Annotated in this window: 1 protein-coding gene and 2 pseudogenes; 1 reads left to right on the top strand and 2 read right to left on the bottom strand. The window is 43.2% G+C overall.

Annotated elements, in window-relative coordinates:
- Positions 1 to 140: pseudogene (locus tag R7Z47_RS24730) on the top strand (HIT family protein); the annotation flags it as partial.
- 117 nt (positions 141 to 257) lie between these two features.
- Here the strand turns inward: R7Z47_RS24730 and R7Z47_RS24725 are convergent.
- Both R7Z47_RS24725 and R7Z47_RS24720 read right to left on the bottom strand, forming a co-directional pair.
- Positions 258 to 488, bottom strand: coding sequence for a FeoC-like transcriptional regulator (locus R7Z47_RS24725; protein ID WP_005496063.1), 231 nt, complete (start codon positions 486 to 488; stop codon positions 258 to 260).
- Positions 485 to 743, bottom strand: a pseudogene (locus R7Z47_RS24720) (ferrous iron transporter B); the annotation flags it as partial. The gene R7Z47_RS24725 and the pseudogene R7Z47_RS24720, both read right to left, overlap by 4 nt.

Raw genomic sequence — 743 nt, 5'->3', positions numbered from 1 at the left:
GCTTTAAGGACGACGTTGCATGGCCAGGGCCGATTTGGGGAAACACAAGCGGCGAGTTTCGTAGCGAAGAAGAACAAGATGAGATTCTCAAACGTATTGGAAATGTATTGTCGCTAAGCTCGATCTTCCATAAAACTTAATTAATATTCAGCCGCTATGAGATTTGCTTGCCAGCGACAAGGCTATTGATTAGAAACGAAAAAGCCGCATCAGAAATGACGCGGCTTTATTATTTGTAAACTTTGGTTGATAAACCACTACATAGTAACAGTGAGTGACAACCCGTCTTGTTTTGTCACGGCATAACGCACACGCATCACATCTCGAGCTTTATTGGTATCAACCAAGCGGCTAATTTTACCCTTCTTGATCCACACGCTTAACATTGCATCCGCACCGTCTTCACTCATTCCAAACTGCTTAGCCAGCTCAGACTGTGAGACCGTCCCTTTGTCTGCAATATATTGATAAAGCTCATTTAAAATCATGCGACTTGCGCCTCTAACGCACCATGTTGTTTTTTACCAATACGTTTGAATACGTGATAAGTTCCGATGAAGATTGCAACAATAATTGCCATCCAGACACCACTAGTAATTGGGCTTTCAGAGAAATGCGTCAACTGATTGTAGAACGTTGCACATAGGTAAGCTAAACCCATCGTCCATACCGCAATAAAACGTGCGAAGTTATGGCCAAATTCACGTACATATGCCCCCATCGCAGCAACACATGGTGTGTAC

It is taken from the genome of Vibrio sp. 1641 (assembly GCF_033339995.1).
In the GTDB taxonomy this organism is placed as follows: Bacteria; Pseudomonadota; Gammaproteobacteria; order Enterobacterales; family Vibrionaceae; genus Vibrio; species Vibrio alginolyticus.
Note: the sequence above shows the minus strand (reverse complement) of the source record. Positions and strands in the feature narration are given on the sequence as shown.

Excerpts from the sequence above, each read along its gene's own strand:
- R7Z47_RS24725 (WP_005496063.1), bottom strand. The coding sequence starts at position 488 with ATGATTTTAAATGAGCTTTATCAATATATTGCAGACAAAGGGACGGTC.